Origin of the sequence: Oceanobacillus massiliensis str. N'diop, from assembly GCF_000285495.1 — a bacterium.
Lineage (GTDB): Bacteria > Bacillota > Bacilli > Bacillales > Amphibacillaceae > Oceanobacillus > Oceanobacillus massiliensis.
This window is the reverse complement of sequence record NZ_HE610979.1, coordinates 160,909-180,484: the sequence shown is the minus strand read 5'-3', so window position 1 is coordinate 180,484 and position 19,576 is coordinate 160,909. Positions and strand designations below refer to the sequence as shown.

The window sequence follows — 19,576 nt, the reverse complement described above, 5'->3', positions numbered from 1 at the left end:
GTAAGTGCAATGAAAAAGGTATTTGTATGTTCTCCCTATCGTGGAGACACCAAGAAAAACACTGAGAAGGCCGCTTTTGCTGCCAAAATTTTATCTGAATGTGGTCATATGCCAGTAGTCCCACATCTCTACTTTCCAAACTTCTTAGATGATAACGATCAATATGAGAGAATCCGTGGAATCGAACTTGGGATTGAACTGATGAAAGAATGTAACTTGTTATGGCTTCTTGGTCCAAGTATCACTCTTGGGATGGAGTATGAACTTGAAGTAGCAAAGGAAATCCAAATTCCAGTAAGGATGTATGATGACAAGTTTAAACAGATAAATCCCAAAACGTTAATCCTTGACGAACGTGTGGATGATCATTTCCGCAGTGTGGTCAAAGGTTTGAAATTTGAATGAAAGGATGAGTTGGTATGAGTGACATCTATTTAACTCTTGCGGATGGGTTTGAAAAACTCGCAGCTGGCTACAGAGCATTGGCAACAGAATCTGCTAGTGTTGGACAAGTCCCAGAACTGAAGGTTGCAACCGAAGAAAAACAAGAACCACAAATTACGATTGAAGAAGTTCGAGCAGTTCTTGCAGCGAAAAGCCAAGAAGGGAAAACCCGTGAGGTCAAGGCACTACTTATGAAATACGATGCAGGAAAGCTTTCAAGTATAAAACCAGAAGATTATGCTTCCCTTCTTAAGGAAGCTGAGGTGCTTTAATGAGTGGGCATGCAAGGTTCTCTCCATCATCGGCACATCGACGCTTAAACTGTCCACCTTCTTTGGTGCTTGAAGAGCAGTTTGAAGATGAAGAGTCCCATTATGCGGCAGAGGGTTCTGCTGGCCATGCGTTGGCAGAGCACCTCATCAAAAAGCACCTAAAACAAAGAAGTAGAAGACCTGTTTCTAATTATTACTCGGACGAACTACTTGAAGCCGTTGATGAGTACGTGTCCTATGTGATAGGAGAGATTGAAGAGGCCAAAAGAATCTGCAACAATCCCATATTTTTCGTGGAACAGCGAGTCGATGCATCCGAATATGTAGATGAATGCTTCGGTACGGCAGATATGGTTATTATCACCGAAAAAGTCGCACACATCATTGACCTCAAACTTGGTAAAGGTGTACCAGTGTCTGTAGAGAAAAATCCGCAATTGATGATTTATGGACTCGGAATTTTGAGTATAGCTGAACTGCTCTATGACATTGAAACAGTTCGTCTAACCATTGTTCAACCACGGTTAAATAGTTTAAACACATGGGACATTTCAATTGAAGAGTTAAAGGTGTGGGGCGAAACCGTACTAAAACAAGCAGGGGAAAAGGCTCTAGCTGGAAATGGGGATTTCAAGGCTGGTAGTTGGTGCAGATTTTGTAAAGCACGAAATAAATGTCGCGCTCGATCTGATGAATTTTTACAGCTAGCTAAAATGGAATTTCGTGAACCTGCTTTACTTTCAGATGAAGAAATTGCTGAAGTTTTAAAGGTTTCAGATGAACTGGCAAAATGGTCATCCGATGTTTATACCTTTGCGCAGGATCAAGCCATTGTTCACGGAAAACAGTGGAATGGATTCAAACTGGTGGAAGGGCGTAGTAATCGTAAGTACACCAGTGAAAAAGAATTGGCACAAGCAGCCATTGCAGCAGGATTTACTGACATTTATAAACGCTCTCTTGTCACCATAACAGAGTTGGAACGACTTATGGGCAAAAAGGAATTTGCTAAAGTACTTGGACATCTAGTGTACAAGCCACAAGGCAAAATCACCTTAGTACCAAATAACGATAAGAGAGAAGCCATTACTAAAACTACCGCGGAGGCGGAATTTCAGGAGGATTCATTATGAGTAAAAATACAGTTGAAACAAAAGTTATCGTACCATGCCGTTTGTCTTATCTACATTGCTGGGAGCCTAACTCCATTAACGGTGGTGACCCAAAATATAGTGTTTCCGCTATTATTCCAAAAAGCGATACCAAAACAGTGGAAGCAATCAAAGCAGCAGTTGAAGGAGCGAAGAAGGAGTCCATTTCCAAATGGGGTGGGAAGATTCCTGCAAATTTAAAAACTCCGCTTCGTGATGGTGATATCGAGCGACCAGAAGATGAAGCTTACAAAAATAGCTACTTCTTTAATGCAAACAGTCGTCAAGCCCCACAAGTTGTGGACGGAAAAGTACAACCTATTCTTGACCAAAATGAAGTGTACTCCGGTTGCTACGGGCGCATTAGTGTTACCTTCTATGGTTACAACAGCAACGGTAATCGTGGAATTGCAGCAGGACTTGGCAACATCCAAAAATTAAAGGATGGAGAACCGTTGGGTGGTCGTTCTAAAGCATCTGATGATTTTGAAACGGTGGAAGATGATGACTTTCTAGCTTAATGATAGGACTAGGGCGGTGGGTAGCTGCCGCCCTGGTATATATAAGGAGCAGATATGATGTATTTATCAATCGATATTGAAACTTATTCCGATGTTGATTTAACAAAATCTGGAGTCTATGCCTATACAGATAGTCCAAACTTTGAAATTTTACTATTCGCCTATGCCTTTGATGATGAAGAAACGAAAATCGTGGACTTGGCCTGTGGTGAAAGCTTACCACAAGAAGTCATTCATGCTCTTACGGATGAAAATATAATAAAGGCAGCATTTAATGCGGCATTTGAAAGAACCTGTCTTTCAAAGTATCTTGGGGTCTACCTTCCACCAATATCATGGCAATGTACAGCAGTGCAATCAGCAATGCTTGCCTTACCTTTGTCTCTTGATGGTGTAGGTGAAGTTTTAAATATACAGCGTAAGAAATTAAAAGAAGGTACGGACCTAGTTCGATATTTTTCGCTCCCTTGTAAGCCTACGAAAACGAACGGTGGCAGAACAAAAAATCTTCCAGAACACGCACCGGAGAAGTGGGAGCAGTTTAAAACTTATTGCATACGAGACGTGGATGCAGAACGGGAAATTAGATGGAAACTGAGAAAGTTCCCAATTCCAGAAAATGAAATGGTGCTTTATCAATTAGATCAAGAAATTAATGATTGCGGTATTTTAGTTGACCGAGAACTCGTATCCCGCGCGGTGGAATGCGACCTCATATACAAAGACAAAGCAACGACTAGAGCCTATGAATTAACGGGCCTTATCAATCCCAATTCTGTTGCACAAGTCAAAGGGTGGCTTTCTGAACGTGGAGTGGAAGTGGACAGCCTTGATAAAAAGATAGTAAAAGGGCTACTAGAAGAAACGGATGGTGAAGTTTTAGAAGTACTAAAACTTAGGCTTCTAATGGCAAAAACCTCTGTAAAAAAATATGAAGCAATTGAACGTTCTGTCTGTTCTAATGGCAGGGTTCATGGACTTCTTCAATTTTACGGTGCTAATCGAACCGGTCGCTGGGCGGGTAGGCTCGTTCAAGTGCAGAACCTCCCCCAGAACCATTTGCCGGATTTGACTTTGGCCCGTGAACTTGTCAAACAAGGGCGATTTGAAGATGTGGATCTTCTTTTTGACTCAACTCCTGGTGTCTTATCAGAACTGATTCGTACAGCTTTTGTACCAAAAACGGAAACACGTTTTATCGTAGCGGATTTCTCTGCTATTGAGGCGAGGGTACTTGCGTGGTTATCGGATGAAAAATGGAGGCTTGATGTTTTTGCAAGCCACGGCAAGATTTACGAGGCATCCGCTTCTGCGATGTTTGGAGTACCAATTGAAGAAATAGATAAAGGAAGTCCTCTTAGGCAGAAAGGGAAAATTGCAGAACTTGCTCTTGGTTATGGCGGTTCTGTCGGTGCATTAGCTTCAATGGGTGCTCTAGATATGGGACTTACGGAAGAAGAACTTCAACCATTAGTCAGCCAGTGGAGAAATGCTAATCCTCATATCACAAAATTTTGGTGGGATATAGATGCAGCGGCTATCACTGCTGTACGTGAGAAACGAGAGATGGTAGTGGGGAGAGTGCGCTTTTCCTATAAATCTGGAATTCTCTTTGCGACCCTTCCATCTGGTAGAAAGCTTTCGTATATCAAACCAAGGTTAGAAATGAACAAGTTTGGGAGAGAGGGGCTGACTTTTGAAGGAGTCGGTGACAGCAAGAAATGGATGCGTATAGAAACATACGGTCCAAAATTGGTAGAAAACATTGTCCAAGCAACGAGCCGGGACCTTTTGGCACTAGCTATGCTAAGACTTCGCAACAATGGTTTTGACATTGTGATGCATGTACATGACGAAGTGGTGCTAGAAGTTCCAAACGATCAATCGTCCGTTGAAGAAATTTGTGAGATCATGGCGATTGCACCGGAATGGGCAGACAGTCTTCCCCTTCGTGCAGATGGCTATGAATGTAATTACTATAAAAAAGATTAGGAGGATTTGATGATGAGCAATCTTACTATTTTCAATAATATCGAATTTGGAGAAATCCGAACGCTTGAAATAAATGATAAACCATTCTTTTGTGGAAGTGATGTGGCAAAAGCGCTCGGTTATGCAAAGCCACAAAATGCGATTGTTGCACATTGTAGGTATGCCCTAAAACAAGGTATACCTCATCCACAGTCACAATCAAAAACGATTGAAATGCTATTTATTCCTGAAGGGGATCTGTATCGATTAATCGTGAACAGTAAATTGCCTTCTGCAGAAAAATTTGAACAGTGGGTTTTTGATGAAGTCCTTCCTTCCATAAGAAAACATGGACTGTATGCAAAAGAAGAACTCCTAAATAATCCAGACTTGTTCATTTCAGCATTGCAGGAATTAAAAGCCGAAAAAGAAAGAACCAAGTTACTAGAATTGGAGAATGCACAGAAAAAACAAATCATCAGCGAGTTGCAACCAAAAGCGAGCTACTATGATTTAATTCTTCAAAATAAGAGTCTATTGCCAATTTCCAAAATCGCAAAAGATTATGGTATGTCCGGCAAGGCTTTAAATAAGATGCTTCATGAATTAGGAATCCAATTCAAACAAGGAAATACATGGCTTTTATATCAGCAGTATGCAAATCAGGGTTATACCCAATCAAAAACGTATGCTATTGATGCAGATAGAAGTGCCATGCATACTTACTGGACTCAAAAAGGCCGATTGTTCCTCTATGACTTACTCAAAAACGAAAAGAATCTTCTTCCTGTTATTGAACGAAAACAAAGTGCATAAGGAGGTGCTTTTCGTTGGAGATCAGTAAATACAATGCGGAGGGTTATTATGACCCTACCGCATATGAAGGGATTCGAAAGGCAGATGCTGATGCAAGAAAATTTAAGATTTTATATCCAACAGGGTATATGGAATTGAATCTCACAAATTTTTTCCCTTGCACCTTAGATAAAGCGAGAAAGATATTCTCACTAATACACAAATATTCATCGAAAGAAGATAAGCGAAGACTCATTCATTTCCTTCAAGCATTAGAAAATGAATATGCGATAGAAATGATGGAAGCTGCTGCAAAAGCAATCTCTTATCCTGAGAAATCCGCTGAATATCGAAAGTCCAATTCAAGGTTTAAAGAAGTAAGGCGACTTCGTCAAAGAACTGCAAGAAATATTGAACTCTTCAATGCAGGGAGGGTAAACAAATGAAGATAAAGATATCTACCGGCAACTCACGTATGGATAAGCGATGGAATCTACAGGAATTGGAACTGGACGAGTTTAGAGATCGTATTGCCGTAACACACAGAACCTCTGAAACCGTGGAACAGTATAGAAAAATGTCTAAAGCAAAACAGGATGAAATCAAGGATGTTGGTGGATTCGTCTTAGGAACTTTAAAAGATGGCAGAAGGAAAAAGGATTGTGTGCTTTCTCGTTCAGCTCTTTCCTTGGATATGGACTATGCCTTTCCCGACACCATTGATCAGATTGAAATGTTCTATTCCTATAAGTGTTATTTTTACTCTACTCATAAGCACACAGCAGAAAAACCTCGTCTTCGACTGATTATCCCACTCACCCGTGAAGTGTCATCAGATGAATATTCCGCTGTCGCAAGAAAGATAGCGGAAGAAATTGGGATCGAACTTTTTGATGATACAACTTATGAACCTAGTAGGTTAATGTATTGGCCATCCACTTCATCAGATGGAGAATTCCTTTTTAGAGAAATTGAAGGAGACCTACTTGACCCAGATGCAGTACTTGCTAAATATAAGGACTGGCGTAATACAGCTGAATGGCCTGTTTCCAAAAGAAAGCAAACCATTGTGCAACGGGTTGTGAAGAAACAAGCAGACCCACTCACAAAGCCAGGAACAGTGGGAGCCTTTTGCCGTACTTATTCCGTGACGGATGCTATTGATGCATTTCTAAACGATGTGTACCGCAAAAGTGCAATGCAAGGTCGCTATGATTATATTCCTGCTGATTCTCAGGCGGGTGTTGTTATTTATGAGGATACATTCTCATACAGCCATCATGCCACAGACCCCGCTTGTGGAAAGCTAATGAACGCATTTGATATCGTTCGAATCCATAAATTTGGTTCACTTGACGATAAGGCAAAGGAAGATACGGATTCTACTAAATTACCATCTTTCAAGGCGATGCAGGAGTTTGCAATTTCTGATGAACAGGTCAAAATCCGTCTTGCCAAAGATCGTGAAAGCCACGCTTTGGAGGAATTTGATGGCGTTGATGATAAGAACTGGCAGACTATTTTAGAACTAGATAAACAAGGAAAGGTAAAAGATACACTGACAAACATCGCAAACATCATCCGCTTCGACCCAAATCTTAAGCCAATCGTTTACAACGAATTTAAGAGTACGTTGGATGTGATTGGCCCATTGCCGTGGAAACAAGTGCGTGCAGGATGGGGAGATGCAGACCTAGCCTGTGCAAAAGTGTACTTTGAAAGAGTGTATGGCATCTGGTCCCCAACGAAATTCAAGGATGCATTACTGGCTGTCGTTTCTGCGGAACGAACATACCATCCGATTAAAGAGTATTTCGATACCTTGAACTGGGATGGCACAGAGAGAATTGACTCACTGATTATTGATTATCTTGGTGCTGATGATACCGATTTTGTCAGGGCTGTCACTCGGAAAACCTTATGTGCTGCGGTTGCTCGTGTCTATGAACCTGGCATTAAGTTTGACTCAATATTGGTTTTGAATGGTCCACAAGGTGTTGGTAAGTCTACTTTTTTTGCCCTGCTTGGACAAGAGTGGTATTCAGATAGTCTATCAATATCAGATATGAAGGATAAAACCGCAGCAGAGAAATTGCAAGGTTACTGGATATTGGAACTAGGCGAGCTGGCAGGTATGAAAAAGGTAGATGTGGAAACGGTCAAATCTTTTATTAGTCGCACAGATGATAAGTTCAGACAATCCTATGGAGTAAATGTCGAGAGCCATCCAAGAACGAATATCATTGTGGGTTCAACCAACTCAGAAAATGGCTTTCTGCGTGACATTACAGGAAATCGCCGCTTTTGGCCAGTTCGTGTAACAGGAAATGGGAAGTATCATGCTTGGAATCTAAAGGATGTAGACCAAGTGTGGGCAGAAGCAATTGTTAAATTCCGTGATGGAGAAGATCTATTTCTTAAAGGCGAAGTGGCGGCTCAAGCTTATGTTCAGCAGCAACAAGCGATGGAATCCGATGATCGTGAAGGAATTATTATTGATTATCTTGAACGTCTTTTACCGACAAATTGGGATGAGATGGATTTGTATCAAAGAAGAAGTTTCCTTGGCGGTAGCGAGTTTGATGGTGGGATTCAAACAGGTACGGTTCTTAAGGAAAAGGTGTGTGTGATGGAAATTTGGTGTGAATGTTTCGGCAAGGAGCGCCAAAATCTGAAACGTACCGACTCTTATGAAATTGAGGGGATTTTAAGCAAAATTGGAGGGTGGAAGAAATTGTCCACGAACAAGACAGGGAAGGCCCGATACCCCCTTTATGGTCCACAGAAAACATTCATTCGTGATGAGTAAGGCACAGTGATAAAAGATAGGCACAGAAAAATATCCGTGCCTAAGTTTCCTATAAAAGCAAAGGCACAGATGAAGGCACAGCCGTTAACGGTAGTGAAATAAGGAGGTTTGCAACTTGTGTGCCTACTGTGCCTATAAAAACCATAATGATAGATGAAATAGATAGATAATAGTAGAAATAGGCACAAGTATGTATGTGTACGCGCGTATAGGATTTTTACCCATAGGCACGACACAAGGCACAGTTAGAAAAAGGGGCTGGTCTTTTGCGAGAAAATTTAATAGAAAGAAAATTTGTAACCGAGGTAAAAAAGCGTGGAGGGATGGCTGTTAAATTCGTGTCCCCCGGTCTTGATGGGGTGCCGGACCGCCTAGTACTTTTTCAAGGTGGAAGACTAGCTTTTGTGGAACTAAAGGCTCCCGGCAAAACCATGCGACCTTTACAGTTAAGAAGAGCCAATCAACTTACCGCATTAGGCTTTCGTGTTTACTGCATTGATAACAAAGAAATGATTGGAGGTGTGCTTGATGAAATACAATCCACATAATTATCAAGAATATGCGAAAGATTTCATACTAGCACATCCTGTCTGTTGCCTGATGCTAGATATGGGACTTGGCAAAACGATCATTACCTTAACGGCATTATGGTTGTTGGCACTGGACTACTTTGATATTGGAAAAGTCCTTGTGATTGCACCAAAACGAGTAGCCGAAGATACTTGGCCAAAAGAATTATCCAAGTGGGAGCATCTTACAGGACTTTCCTATTCATTGGTTCTAGGTAATCAGAAACAGCGAGAGGATGCGCTCATTAAAAAAGCCTTTATCTACATCATTAATAGAGAAAATGTAGCATGGTTAGTTGAGAACCACTCTTGGGATTTTGATACGGTTGTGATTGATGAACTATCCAGCTTTAAGTCCAATAAGGCACAGCGGTTTAAGGCTTTAAAGAAAGTGCGACCTAAAATTCAGAGAGTCATAGGACTTACTGGAACTCCGACACCGAATTCTCTGCTAGATTTATGGCCGCAAATGTATCTGTTGGATGTGGGGGAGAGGCTCGGTCGATTTATTGGCGGTTACCGTGACCGATTTTTCAAGCCAGATAAACGTAATCGAGAAATTATCTATTCCTATAAACCTCGTGATGGAGCGGAAGAGAAAATCTATGAATTAATTTCAGACATTTGTATTTCTATGAAAGCCGCGGATTTTCTCAAGATGCCAGAGAAAATAAACAATCGTATCGAGGTATCCATGGATCAGAAGGAAAGAAAGCTTTATGAAAGTTTTCAAAGAGATATGTGTTTAAAACTCGGAGACGAAGAACTAGATGCCATCAATGCAGCTGGCCTTTCCAATAAACTTTTGCAAATGGCAAACGGAGCTGTGTATGGAGAAGAGAAAAAAGCACTTCCTATCCATGATAGAAAGTTGGATGCACTAGAGGATTTAATTGAAGCGGCTAATGGCAAACCCCTTCTAGTAGCCTATTGGTATAAACATGATCTTGCCCGTATTCGTGAACGTTTTGATATCAGAACGATTGATACGGCAAAAGACATCGATGATTGGAATGCTGGAAAAATCCCAGTTGCCTTAATCCATCCAGCTTCAGCGGGACACGGCTTAAATTTGCAGGCAGGCGGTTCCACCATAGTATGGTTTGGATTGACTTGGTCTTTAGAATTGTATCTGCAATTGAATGCAAGACTTTGGCGCCAAGGACAAAAGAATACGGTCGTAATTCAGCATATCATTACCAAAGGAACACACGATGAAGATGTAATGAAAGCCTTAGAAACTAAAGATTATCGACAATCAGCCTTGATAGACGCAGTGAAAGCCAGATTGGAGTTGTAAAGCATGAGCGAAAGGATTGAAAAAATAATGCAGAATTACTCACAGATGGTCATGGAACGTAACTGCCTTGAGAATCAAATCATACACTTTCAAGGAATTTCGGAAACGGAAGTGATTGAGTCGATGTATTTTGCGCAATCGGATAATGAACGTGTGCAAACAAGTGGTGTTTCGGACAAGACCGGTCGAATTGCTCTTGGCTATAAAGACAGAATGAAACGGATTAACAACGAGTGGCAGGATCATTTGGTAAAGAAACATGCCATTCTAGCAGATGAATTGATATTTTTAGAGTCTGCTATTCTTTCGTTAAGTGGTATATTACCGGAATTTATTTCGGACATGGTGATAGAAGGACTGACTTGGGATGAACTAGCAGCTAAGTATCATGTCAGTCGAACAATGGTTGCGAAGTACAGAAAAAAAGCGATACGTGAATTGGAAATCTTATACACCATTCACGACAAAGAAATGGAAGAATACATTTTGAATTGAGGTGAAGTCGATGTGTAGAAGAGGAGATATTTATCTTGTGGATTTCGGTCAGAACATAGATACTTGCAAACAAAATGGAATCCGCCCAGTTATTGTGGTCAGCAACAATAAAGCGAATTCCCACTCATCCGTCATAACGGTGGTTCCGCTAACGACAAAAATAAATAAGAAACGGTACTTACCAACTCATGTATATATTCCCGTTTCAAAAGGAAGCGGTCTAAATAGTAGAAGTATTGCTCTTGCAGAACAAGTGGAAGCGATTGATAAGGAACGACTAATAAAAAAGAAAGGAAGGGTAACAAGCAAAGTTATCATGGCCAAAATCACCATGGCTTTACAAATACAGATTGGTGTTTATGAAGAATTTAATTGAGAAGAACAGTCGGCTAAATTGGTCGGCTGTTCTTTTCCTTTTCATGGAATATTTCGACAAATGGTTTACCAAAGGTGTACTAAAGGTGTACTGCTTTTTCATTTTCACAAGCCTATACTTAAAATTGCCAAGATAGTATATAGAGTCTGAGTTTCCCCTCAGGCTTTTTTTTCTTTGGTCGGATGCGGCTTTCATCCTTTCACGCATCCGTACATAGAAAGGAGAGAGTATTGTGCCTAAAAGACCAGATACTCCATGCAAGCATCCAAGATGTGCAAAGCTTGTTCCTTATGGCGCATCGTACTGTGAAGAACACGCACCACTACACATTCACGATGTGAAAAGTACAAAGGAAAAAGGATACGACAGCCGATGGAGAAAAGCACGTAAAAGGTTCTTGAAATCACACCCTCTATGTGAGAAGTGCTTTGACAAGGGAAAGCTTGAGAAGGCAAAAGTTGTTGACCATATCATTCCACATCGAGGTGACCAAGAATTATTTTGGAATGAAACCAATTGGCAGCCATTGTGCAAGCCGTGCCATGATAGAAAGACAATGACCGTGGACAGATACCAAGAGTTCAAATACTGACGGCTGAGTAGGGGCGGTCTGTATCTCTACAGACCAAAATCCTAAAGACCGGCGCCCCCTTTCGTGCGAAAAACCGCAGAATTAATAAGGGGGGATACCCAAAAAACTCAAAATTAGAATGAAAAAGTAAAGAAAGTGCTGTTTGAATGGGAAGTTTACCTTTCACTTCTAACGGTACTTTTGCCGAATAATTGCAGAAAAGATTGTAAAACTCTCGCTCAAATGCAGGGGTTTGCAGTCTTTTTTCTTTTCCATTTTGGCGAAAGGATGTGAAGCAATGAAAGATTCACAAGCGAAACAAATACGAGAATTGCGAATGCGCGGTGTTGGTTACCGTGCGATAGCTTCCGTTGTAGGTCTTTCACGAGATATTGTTCGTAATTACTGTAAAAGTCACGGTCTAGATGGATATGCCAGTGCTTTGTCTGTAAACATGAGAGAACAAATGCAACAAGGCAAGGTTTGTCTGTGTTGTGGTAAAGAAATCAAGCAACCGAAAACAGGAAGAAAACGGAAGTTTTGCTCAGATAAATGTAGACGTGGATGGTGGTCAGAACACCCAGAGGTCACAAATAAAAAGGAAACAGCTTTTTATAAAAAGACTTGTATCTACTGCAATAAACCGTTCACGGTCTATGGAAATAAGAATCGAAAATATTGTTCGCATGAATGTTATGTTCACGACAGATTTTGGCGGGAAGAAGAGGGCAGAGAACCTTATGTAAGTCCTGCCAATAGTGAGGAGGAAGATGATGAGCGAGATGAAATGGCAGTCTCTATCTGTAGATGTTCTAAAGCCAGCAGCTTATAACCCCCGTAAGAAATTGAAAGTGGGTGACAAAGAATATGAAAAAATTAAAAACTCAATTTTAGAGTTCGGCTATGTAGAACCTATCATTGTGAATTACGATATGACAGTTATTGGCGGTCACCAACGATTAACGGTTTTAAAGGATCTCGGCTATACAGAAGTACATTGTGTCGTAGTTGAAATCAAAGATGAAAACAAGGTTAAAGCACTGAACATCGCGCTAAATAAAATAACTGGTGCATGGAACGAACAGTTACTTGCCGACCTTTTAGTAGATTTGCAGACGGCCAATTTTAATACTGATTTTACAGGTTTTGAAGCTCCAGAAATTGAACAGCTGTTTTCCAAAGTTCATAACAAAGACATCGATGAAGACGATTTTGATGTGGAGGAAGCCTTGAAAAAACCAACCATGTCAAAACAAGGAGACATTTGGTTGCTTGGTAAACACAGACTTATTTGTGGGGATTCGACTCTTCCAGAAACTTATACGGCTTTGATGGATGGCAGAAAAGCGAATCTAGTGGTGACTGATCCACCATATAACGTGGATGTGGAGGAAACAGCTGGCAAGATTAAGAACGACAATATGCCTGATGCTGATTTTTATAAATTTTTGTTTGCGGCATTCGTAAATATGGAGCAGAACATGGAGAGTGATGCTTCCATTTATGTGTTTCATGCAGATACACAAGGGTTTAACTTCCGTAAGGCATTCACTGATGCAGGGTTCTATCTTTCAGGGTGCTGTATTTGGAAGAAAAATTCATTAGTTCTTGGCCGCTCACCCTATCAGTGGCAGCATGAACCTTGTTTGTTTGGTTGGAAGAAAAGTGGTAAGCATCAATGGTACTCGGACCGAAAACAGACAACCATTTGGGAATATGATCGACCGAAATCTTCAAAGGAACATCCGACAATGAAGCCTGTTGCATTAATGGCCTACCCAATCCAAAATTCATGTATGAGCAATTGCATTGTACTTGATCCGTTTCTTGGTAGTGGTTCCACGCTATTGGCTTGTGAGCAGACTGGACGAATTTGCTATGGCATTGAGTTGGACGAGAAATTTGTAGATGTAATTGTGAACCGTTTTGTAGAATCAACTGGCACTTCCTCGAATGTGTTTTTACTTCGAGATGGAGTACGTGTTCCATATGATGATGTGAAAAAAGAAGTTACCAATAAATCTGAACAACAAGTTATTTGAAGCATGGAGAAATCCATGTCTTTTATTTTTGAAGGGAGCGGAACTGATGTCAGATATAAAACAATATACTTTCATTGATTTCTTTTCAGGCATTGGTGGTTTCCGCCTCGGATTAGAAATGGCAGGTATGAAGTGTATCGGATTTTGTGAAAAGGATAAATTTGCAGTGCGGTCTTACCGTGCTATGTACGATACGGAAGGTGAATGGTATGGAGAAGACATCACAAAGCTTCGAACAAATGAAATTCCTCGAGCAGATATATGGACTGCGGGAAGTCCTTGTCAAAACCTCTCTATTGCAGGGAGAAGAAGCGGACTTCACGGTGACAGAAGCGGACTCTTTTTTGACTTCGTTGACCTCCTCAAAGGCAAAAAAGAAGAGGATAAACCCGAATGGGTTATCCTTGAAAATGTTAAAGGTCTTTTATCAAGCAATGGTGGATGGGACTTCCTTGAATATATTAATCAGCTGGCCAAAGCAGGGTACGATGTGGAATGGCAGATTTTCAATTCCAAAGATTATGGAGTCCCGCAAAATCGAGAACGAGTGTATACTATCGGGCATCTTAGAAGCCGAGGTGGACGAGAAATACTACCTATCGGCTCAGAAAGCCACGGAAATCTTAAGCAAGTTATAGCAGGTTCGCAAGGAAATCGAGTCTATGATCCAACAGGGGTTTCCGTTTCATTGACGAGTGGATCGGGAGGACTAGGTGCAAAAACAGGTTTATATCTGATTGACCAATCAACATCTGCTCCAAAGATTACAGAGGAAGCAAGATGTATTACGGCAAGATATACTGCAGGAGCAACAAAGCGGACCGCTATGAATAGTGCTGTTTTGGAAATCGCTGAGGAATGCAATGCACAAGTCAACAAGGTATATCCTGTGTTGACACCCGAACGTTTGGAAAAGCGACAGAATGGACGAAGAATTAAGAATTCTGAAGAGCCAATGTTTACTCTCACAAGTCAGGATAGACACGGTGTCATGATTGAATTCGGGGAAGAAGAGCGAATGAATTCTGACCAAGATACTGATGAAATAGTCACTTCCACCGGAATAAAGTTGCGAAATGGAACAAAGCTAGGCTATCAAATTGCCTATCCTGGTGATTCGGTGGATCTTGCATATCCAGCTTCAACTACTAGAAGAGCAAGAGTTGGACAAGGCTTTGCCCATGCACTTTCATGTTCGGGTGCTGTTGGAGTAGTTGTTTGGAACAACAAGTTAGTACGGATAAGAAGACTTACACCAAGAGAATGCTTCAGACTTCAAGGATTTCCAGATGATTTGTTTGATAAAGCTGCTGAGGTGAATTCTGATACCCAACTTTATAAACAGGCAGGAAACGGTGTGACCGTAAATGTCGTATATGCGATTGGTAGAAAAATAGTTGCAAATCTAGATTCATAATCGATAGATAATCTTGACTTATGTGCCTTTCAGAGTGATGTATGTAGTACCAAAAATAAAGGAGGCACATCACATGATTATTAAGACAAATGCAGACAATCGAAAATTATTAGTTAAGGCAATTTGCGAATTTACAGGAGTGGAGCAAAAGTATTTAGGTCCACCGACTTTCGCATACAGGGTTGGAGATTTCACCATCGACCGTGATAGCAACATCATTTGCGAAACAGAAAAAGAAGGGCAACAATTGAAAGAACATTTAATAGGATTAGGATATGTAGAACCAGAGATTAATAGATTAGAAATTAGTATCCCAATAGAAGGAATGGATGGATCATCCCTGCGAAACTTGGTGTTTATGCTGCATAGCAAACAGTATCTTTTGAATCGAGTTGTCGGAGCAACAAATTTCACTGTCAGCGAAAGCCTAATCGAGTCCTTGGAAACGAATCCAACCGAAACAAAAGAGGATTTGTTGAGCATTTGCGAAGCGGAAGGTGGTATTGAAGGACTGACGGTTGACGATGAAAAGGTGACATTCACCTTCTCTCTTTCGGAAAATAGTGACAAGAACAAAGCATACGCTGAAGTTGCCGCCTTGATGGTAAAACAAGCTAAAGTTGCAAAAAGAATTAGTCCGACAGAACAAACACCAGAAAATGAGAAGTATTACCTTCGCACGTGGCTTGTACGGTTGGGTCTTGGTGGAGAAGGGGGAAAGGTTTCAAGGAAGTCCCTTCTTGCCGGATTAAAGGGGCACACGGCTTTCAGAACGCCAGCTGACGAAGAGAAGCACAAGGCACGACTGAAAGCAAAAAAGGATTCTCAACATTCATCTGAAGAATAAAATTTGAATTAGTAATCTTCCTCGAAATAGTGGTTTTTCCTAAAAAAAGTGCTGGATAATATGTGCTTTTAGAGTGATATATGGTACTAGCAAAAGGAAAGAACACACTATTTTGAGAGGATGAAAACAAAATGAAAACACAAACATTCGGTATCGAAATCGAACTAACTGGCATTAAGAGGGACACAGCGGCCAAGGTGATTGCAGATTACTTTGGAACAGGGCAACCTAAATACATTGGCGGCTCCTACAGCCTTTTCGAAGCAAAGGATGCCAAAGGAAGAACGTGGAAGGTTATGTACGACTCCAGCATTTTGGCAGAGAAAAAGGAAAATCGCACAAGAACTTCAGCGGGAAAAGAATACAAGACGGAAGTGGTCAGCCCCATTCTTACCTACGATGATATGAAGGATTTACAAGAACTTGTCAGACAGCTTAGACACAGCGGAGCCTTTACAAACTCCTCCTGCGGGATTCACATTCATGTCGGAGCGGAACGCTTTGCACCACAGACACTTCGCAACATTGTGAACATCATCGCAAGCAAGGAGGACATCCTTTACAAAGCACTTCGAATTGACCAAAAAAGACTACGTTATTGTAAAAAGACAAACGAGAAGCTGCTAGAAACCATTAACCGAAATAAGCCAAAGACCATGTCGGAACTAGCCGACTTATGGTACGTAGAAGATCCGAATAGCAGAGGGCACCATTACAATAGCACACGCTATCACGGTTTGAACCTCCACGCAACCTTTACAAAAGGCACTGTAGAGTTTAGGCTTTTCAACTCGACAACACACGCTGGTGAAATAAAATCCTACATACAATTTTGCCTTGCGGTTTGCCACCAAGCCTTGAACCAGAAAAAGGCTTCAGCGAGAAAAACGGTGACCAACAATGAAAAATATGCCTTCAGATGTTGGATGCTTCGATTAGGACTTATAGGTGACGAGTTTAAGACCTGCAGACATCACTTTCTCAAACACTTGGAAGGAAACTCAGCATGGAGACAGGTTGTTTAAAAAGAGAAGAAATACACCACGGGCGGTTCAGCCGCCCTTTAGGTGGTAGGAGGCAACCCTCACTATAAGTTGAAAGGAAGTAGAGAGAGATGAAAAGGAAGTTGTACATCGCCTATGGCAGTAATATGGACATAGAACAAATGGCTTTACGATGTCCTTCTGCAAGATTCATTGGGATTTCAGAAATAAACGGTTATGAATTGTTATTCAAAGGTTCAAAGACAGGTTCCTATGCAACCATTGAAACGAAAGAAGATGGAAAGGTTCCTGTTGTGGTTTGGGAGATTACGGAGCGTGATGAAAAAAGTTTGGATCGTTATGAAGGGTTCCCAACTTTTTATTACAAGGAAGATATCTCCGTTTCAATTGAAGGTGAAACAAACGTAGCGATGGTTTACATTATGGATGAAAAGCGAACTTTCGGTCGACCAACATATCGATATTACAAAGTTATAGAGGAAGCTTATCAAAAGTTCGGATTTGACCTTACATTTCTTGAAACAGCACTGGATGTCAGCATTGAAAGGGGAAAAACCAATGATTAGGATTGATATGGCAACCTTAGAAAAATTGCGGTTAGAGTTCCCTGTTGGCTCGAGGGTGGCATTAGTCAAAATGGATGACCAACAGGCCCCACCGATTGGAACTAGGGGAACTGTGCGCGGTGTGGACGACATAGGGAGCATCCTCGTTCAATGGGACAATGGTGGAAGCCTTAGTGTAGTTTTCGGTGAAGATGAATGTCGGAAAATTGATTGATTATGAAAAGGACTTCTTCGGAGGTCTTTTTTTCATGCCATAAATCGGTGAGAGGAGGTGGAACTTATGGCACAGCGAGGAAGAAAGCCAAAACCAACTTCTTTAAAAGAATTGGAAGGTAATCCAGGTGGTAGACCACTTAATCAAAAAGAACCACGACCGACAAAGAAAGCTCCTCGTTGTCCTTCGTGGCTTGAGGATGAAGCGAAAAAAGAGTGGAAGCGTATGGGCAAAGTATTAGAGCAAATGGGACTGCTCACTGAAATGGATATGGCTGCTTTTGCAGGATATTGTCAAGCGTACGCACGTTGGAAAGAAGCGGAGGAATTTATTACACAGCATGGCACTATCATTCGAACACCGAATGGCTATTTACAACAGGTGCCACAAGTATCCATTGCCCAAACCAATCTGAAAATTATGTTGAAGTTTTGTGAACAGTTCGGTTTAACACCATCAGCAAGAAGCCGCATTGTTGCGGGGGAAGGACCTGTTGACCAAGCAGATGAAATGGAACAATTACTTGGAGGTGGCGCGTGATGACATACAAATACACACCTACTCCGTTTATGCTTGATACATCCCATTACGATAAGTCGAAAGCAGACCGAGCAGTGGCATTCATTCAGAACCTCTGTCACACAAAGGGGAAATGGGCGGGAAAGAAATTTCTACTTCTTCCCTGGCAGGAGCAAATCGTAAGAGACCTTTTTGGGGTTGTTAAAGAGGATGGGAAGCGACAGTTTCTGACCGCTTATGTGGAGATTCCTAAAAAACAAGGAAAGTCAGAACTTGCAGCAGCTATTGCACTTTACTTGCTATATGCCGATAACGAGCCAAGTGCTGAGGTCTACGGGGCTGCCTGTGACAGATCGCAAGCCTCTATTGTGTATGATGTCGCGAAACAAATGGTTCAGATGTCACCAGCATTAATGAAACGATCAAAAATAACAGCGGCTTCGAAGCGGATAGTCAATTATTCAAATGCAGGTTTTTATCAGGTTCTTTCAGCTGAAACAGGAACGAAACACGGATTGAACGTTTCAGGGTTGGTATTCGATGAAATTCACGCACAACCAAATCGAAAATTGTATGATGTGCTAACAAAAGGATCTGGTGATGCAAGGGAGCAGCCACTATTTTTCATTATTACTACAGCTGGAAATGATAAAAATAGTATCTGTTATGAACTGCATACAAAAGCCTTGGATATTCAAGCTGGTCGAAAAAAGGATGTCTCCTTCTATCCAGTCGTTTATGGACTCACTGAACAAGATGATTGGAATGATGAGGCGAACTGGTACAAAGCAAATCCATCTCTCGGACAAACGATTTCGATTGATCGAGTTCGTGAAGCATATAAGAATGCATTGGAGAATCCTGCGGAAGAGAATGTGTTTAAACAGCTACGACTGAATATGTGGACGTCAGCAACTGTGTGTTGGATACCTGATCATATTTATGATAGAGGGAGCCTTTCGATTGATTTGGAATCGCTGAATGGTAGGGAATGCTATGGGGGTCTAGACCTTTCAAGTACATCTGATATTACTGCTTTGGTTTTGGTGTTTCCCCCAAGAACTGAAGATGAAAAATACATCGTACTCCCATTCTTTTGGTTGCCAAAGGATACGCTTGATTTAAGATGTCGAAGAGATCATGTACTCTATGATGTTTGGGAACTTCAAGGATATATCCAAACAACAGAAGGTAATGTCATTCATTATGGATTTATTGAGAAATTTATTGAAGAACTCGGTGAAAAATACCACATCAAAGAAATTGCATTTGACCGTTGGAATGCGACACAAATGGTTCAGAATCTTGAGGATATGGGATTCAAGGTAGTTCCATTTGGACAAGGCTACAAGGATATGTCTCCACCTTCCAAGGAATTGTACAAGCTACTAATGGAAGGAAAGATTAATCATGGTGGTCAACCAGTTCTGAAGTGGATGGCACAAAATGTTGTGATGCGGCAAGACCCAGCTGGAAACATCAAACCAGACAAAGAGAAATCAGTGGAGAAAATTGATGGAATAGTTGCTACCATCATGGCCCTAGATCGTTGCATTAGAAATAAAGGCGATGATCACAGCGTGTATGATGAACGTGGAATATTAAGTTTTTAGATTGCAACATCGATTGACTGAAGTGGGTTGTTCACTGTGTTTAGCCCTTGAAAATCAAGTCCCGACTGCATTTATTTATG

General features: G+C 41.1%; 22 protein-coding genes. All 22 read left to right on the top strand.

Annotation, left to right across the window (positions count from 1 at the left end; translation table 11 throughout):
- Positions 1-9: 9 nt before the first annotated feature.
- The 22 genes from OMHG_RS14500 (at position 10) to OMHG_RS14395 (ending at position 19,496) form a co-directional block, all read left to right on the top strand.
- On the top strand, positions 10-405 hold the full coding sequence (locus OMHG_RS14500) for a DUF7768 domain-containing protein (protein ID WP_010651616.1): 396 nt from the start codon (positions 10-12) through the stop codon (positions 403-405).
- A 14-nt stretch (positions 406-419) separates the two neighbouring features.
- Entirely contained in the window at positions 420-716 is a 297-nt protein-coding gene (locus tag OMHG_RS14495; RefSeq protein WP_010651615.1) for a hypothetical protein, read from the top strand.
- Entirely contained in the window at positions 716-1,849 is a 1,134-nt protein-coding gene (locus OMHG_RS14490; RefSeq protein WP_010651614.1) for a DUF2800 domain-containing protein, read from the top strand. The genes OMHG_RS14495 and OMHG_RS14490 overlap by 1 nt, the downstream gene beginning before the upstream one ends.
- Positions 1,846-2,388: a DUF2815 family protein gene (locus OMHG_RS14485; RefSeq protein ID WP_010651613.1), complete on the top strand. Its 543-nt coding sequence runs from the start codon at positions 1,846-1,848 to the stop codon at positions 2,386-2,388. The genes OMHG_RS14490 and OMHG_RS14485 overlap by 4 nt, the downstream gene beginning before the upstream one ends.
- 54 nt (positions 2,389-2,442) lie before the next feature.
- Positions 2,443-4,380, top strand: coding sequence for a DNA polymerase (locus tag OMHG_RS14480; protein WP_044477002.1), 1,938 nt, complete (start codon positions 2,443-2,445; stop codon positions 4,378-4,380).
- 12 nt (positions 4,381-4,392) lie between these two features.
- A complete protein-coding gene (locus OMHG_RS14475; protein ID WP_010651611.1) occupies positions 4,393-5,175 on the top strand; it encodes a phage antirepressor in 783 nt (260 codons plus the stop codon).
- Between the two features lie 14 nt (positions 5,176-5,189).
- The gene (locus OMHG_RS14470; protein ID WP_010651610.1) at positions 5,190-5,600 is read left to right on the top strand and encodes a hypothetical protein; all 411 of its coding nucleotides are present in this window, start codon (positions 5,190-5,192) and stop codon (positions 5,598-5,600) included.
- Positions 5,597-7,963 carry a virulence-associated E family protein gene (locus tag OMHG_RS14465; RefSeq protein ID WP_010651609.1) on the top strand — a complete coding sequence of 789 codons (2,367 nt, stop codon included), beginning with the start codon at positions 5,597-5,599 and terminating at the stop codon, positions 7,961-7,963. Before OMHG_RS14470 ends, OMHG_RS14465 begins: the two co-directional genes overlap by 4 nt.
- A 266-nt stretch (positions 7,964-8,229) precedes the next feature.
- On the top strand, positions 8,230-8,511 hold the full coding sequence (locus OMHG_RS14460) for a VRR-NUC domain-containing protein (protein WP_010651608.1): 282 nt from the start codon (positions 8,230-8,232) through the stop codon (positions 8,509-8,511).
- Positions 8,492-9,832 (top strand): DEAD/DEAH box helicase, encoded by a 1,341-nt coding sequence (locus tag OMHG_RS14455; RefSeq protein WP_010651607.1) that lies wholly within the window; start codon positions 8,492-8,494, stop codon positions 9,830-9,832. The genes OMHG_RS14460 and OMHG_RS14455 overlap by 20 nt, the downstream gene beginning before the upstream one ends.
- Positions 9,833-9,835: 3 nt before the next feature.
- Complete coding sequence (locus OMHG_RS14450) at positions 9,836-10,327, top strand: hypothetical protein (protein WP_010651606.1); 492 nt, start codon at positions 9,836-9,838, stop codon at positions 10,325-10,327.
- 10 nt (positions 10,328-10,337) lie between these two features.
- Complete coding sequence (locus OMHG_RS14445) at positions 10,338-10,703, top strand: type II toxin-antitoxin system PemK/MazF family toxin (RefSeq protein ID WP_044477001.1); 366 nt, start codon at positions 10,338-10,340, stop codon at positions 10,701-10,703.
- A gap of 232 nt (positions 10,704-10,935) precedes the next feature.
- Positions 10,936-11,295 (top strand): HNH endonuclease, encoded by a 360-nt coding sequence (locus OMHG_RS14440; RefSeq protein ID WP_010651604.1) that lies wholly within the window; start codon positions 10,936-10,938, stop codon positions 11,293-11,295.
- A gap of 277 nt (positions 11,296-11,572) precedes the next feature.
- Entirely contained in the window at positions 11,573-12,106 is a 534-nt protein-coding gene (locus tag OMHG_RS14435) for a hypothetical protein (RefSeq protein ID WP_010651603.1), read from the top strand.
- Positions 12,057-13,316: a site-specific DNA-methyltransferase gene (locus OMHG_RS14430; RefSeq protein ID WP_010651602.1), complete on the top strand. Its 1,260-nt coding sequence runs from the start codon at positions 12,057-12,059 to the stop codon at positions 13,314-13,316. Before OMHG_RS14435 ends, OMHG_RS14430 begins: the two co-directional genes overlap by 50 nt.
- A gap of 46 nt (positions 13,317-13,362) precedes the next feature.
- A complete protein-coding gene (locus OMHG_RS14425) occupies positions 13,363-14,733 on the top strand; it encodes a DNA cytosine methyltransferase (RefSeq protein ID WP_010651601.1) in 1,371 nt (456 codons plus the stop codon).
- A 73-nt stretch (positions 14,734-14,806) separates the two neighbouring features.
- Positions 14,807-15,580, top strand: coding sequence for a hypothetical protein (locus OMHG_RS14420; RefSeq protein WP_010651600.1), 774 nt, complete (start codon positions 14,807-14,809; stop codon positions 15,578-15,580).
- Positions 15,581-15,711: 131 nt separating this feature from the next.
- A complete protein-coding gene (locus tag OMHG_RS14415; RefSeq protein WP_010651599.1) occupies positions 15,712-16,605 on the top strand; it encodes an amidoligase family protein in 894 nt (297 codons plus the stop codon).
- 89 nt (positions 16,606-16,694) lie between these two features.
- The gene (locus OMHG_RS14410; protein ID WP_010651598.1) at positions 16,695-17,150 is read left to right on the top strand and encodes a gamma-glutamylcyclotransferase family protein; all 456 of its coding nucleotides are present in this window, start codon (positions 16,695-16,697) and stop codon (positions 17,148-17,150) included.
- Complete coding sequence (locus tag OMHG_RS19120) at positions 17,116-17,364, top strand: DUF4314 domain-containing protein (protein WP_315969524.1); 249 nt, start codon at positions 17,116-17,118, stop codon at positions 17,362-17,364. The genes OMHG_RS14410 and OMHG_RS19120 overlap by 35 nt, the downstream gene beginning before the upstream one ends.
- A gap of 66 nt (positions 17,365-17,430) precedes the next feature.
- The gene (locus tag OMHG_RS14400) at positions 17,431-17,904 is read left to right on the top strand and encodes a phage terminase small subunit P27 family (RefSeq protein WP_010651596.1); all 474 of its coding nucleotides are present in this window, start codon (positions 17,431-17,433) and stop codon (positions 17,902-17,904) included.
- Positions 17,904-19,496, top strand: a complete 1,593-nt coding sequence (locus OMHG_RS14395; protein WP_010651595.1) for a terminase large subunit — start codon at positions 17,904-17,906, stop codon at positions 19,494-19,496. Before OMHG_RS14400 ends, OMHG_RS14395 begins: the two co-directional genes overlap by 1 nt.
- The last annotated feature ends 80 nt before the right edge of the window (positions 19,497-19,576 follow it).